The 1,062-nt window shown below is 72.6% G+C and carries 2 protein-coding genes; one reads left to right on the top strand and one right to left on the bottom strand.

The genetic code is table 11. The features are described 5' to 3' along the window. On the top strand, nucleotides 1-141 hold a 141-nt coding region (locus H5J29_RS33925), incomplete at its 5' end, for a LuxR C-terminal-related transcriptional regulator (RefSeq protein ID WP_181784941.1). Here the strand turns inward: H5J29_RS33925 and H5J29_RS33920 are convergent. After that, nucleotides 138-797: a hemerythrin domain-containing protein gene (locus tag H5J29_RS33920; RefSeq protein ID WP_181784940.1), complete on the bottom strand. Its 660-nt coding sequence runs from the start codon at nucleotides 795-797 to the stop codon at nucleotides 138-140. The two genes, H5J29_RS33925 and H5J29_RS33920, sit on opposite strands and share 4 nt — an antisense overlap. Nucleotides 798-1,062: the final 265 nt, after the last annotated feature.

Raw genomic sequence — 1,062 nt, 5'->3', positions numbered from 1 at the left:
GCCGCGGGGCTCACGAACCCCGAGATCGCCGAGCGGCTCTACCTGTCGGTGCGGACGGTGGACCACCACGTCGCCGCCGTGCTGGACAAGCTCGGCGTCTCGACGCGGCAGGCGGCGGCCGCCCGCGCCGCGGACCTCTAACCCCCGAACACCAGGCGTTCGCGGGCCCGGAACCCCGGCTCGAACAGCCGGAGCACCACGCGCAGCAGCATGCCCGCCTCCGCGATCATGGCCGCCCGCTCCACAGGGGTGGCGTGGCGCACCGCCCACGGCGCGAGGAAGGGCAGCAGGCTGGGCTTCGGGTTGCCCCGGAACCGCTTCTGCAGCGCCACGTAGTCCTCGACCCGCAGACAGTCCTCGATGATGGGGAAGACGTCCCGCTCCTCGTCGGCGATGTGCCGCACGAGCAGGTCGGTGATCTCGCGGAGCACCTCGACCAGCGCCGGAGTGGCCCGGTCCAGGGCCGCGAGCTCCCCGGCGCGGTGGAGCAGCGGATCGAGCAGCTCGTGGTCCTCGGTGAGGCGGACGAGCGCGGTGCGGTGGCCCGCGACGGCCTCCAGCACCGGCCACACGTCCTCGTCCTCGACGTGGTGGTGGCTCTCGATCTCGTCGGAGACGTTCCGGAGGTAGGTCCGCAACGCGGCGAGGCGCTGCGGATCGGGCCGCTCGACGAGCTCGGCGGCCGCCGTGGCGAGCCGGTCGAGGTCGGTGGTCATGGCGCGGTGCACCACGCGGTAGTCGGTCAGGTCGGGCTGCGGTTCGTCCGGCCTGCGGCAACGGGTTTCGGTCGATGTCATGGGTCCATTGCAGGCCGGGCGCCGGTTCCGGACATCCGTGTCCGCTACCTAGTTGTCCCGTTCCGCCCCGCAGGCATTCCTGGGCAGCCGCCACTGATCCGCGGTGCCGCCCGGCCGTCGCACCCTCGGGGTCCACACGGAAGGGACCTCTCTCATGGACATTCGACAGCTCACCGCGACCGCCACCGTGGTCGGCGGCCTCGCGCTGGTCGCCGACCTCGGTCTGCACGCCTTCGGCGGGCTCGGCATCGGCTACTCCGTCGTC

The sequence above is a fragment of the Pseudonocardia pini genome (assembly GCF_013870575.1).
GTDB classification, from domain to species: Bacteria; Actinomycetota; Actinomycetes; order Mycobacteriales; family Pseudonocardiaceae; genus Pseudonocardia; species Pseudonocardia pini.
Note: the sequence above shows the minus strand (reverse complement) of the source record. Positions and strands in the feature narration are given on the sequence as shown.

Bases quoted from the DNA above. Each gene is read 5' to 3' on its own strand.
- H5J29_RS33920 (WP_181784940.1), bottom strand. From the start codon at position 797: ATGACATCGACCGAAACCCGTTGCCGCAGGCCGGACGAACCGCAGCCC.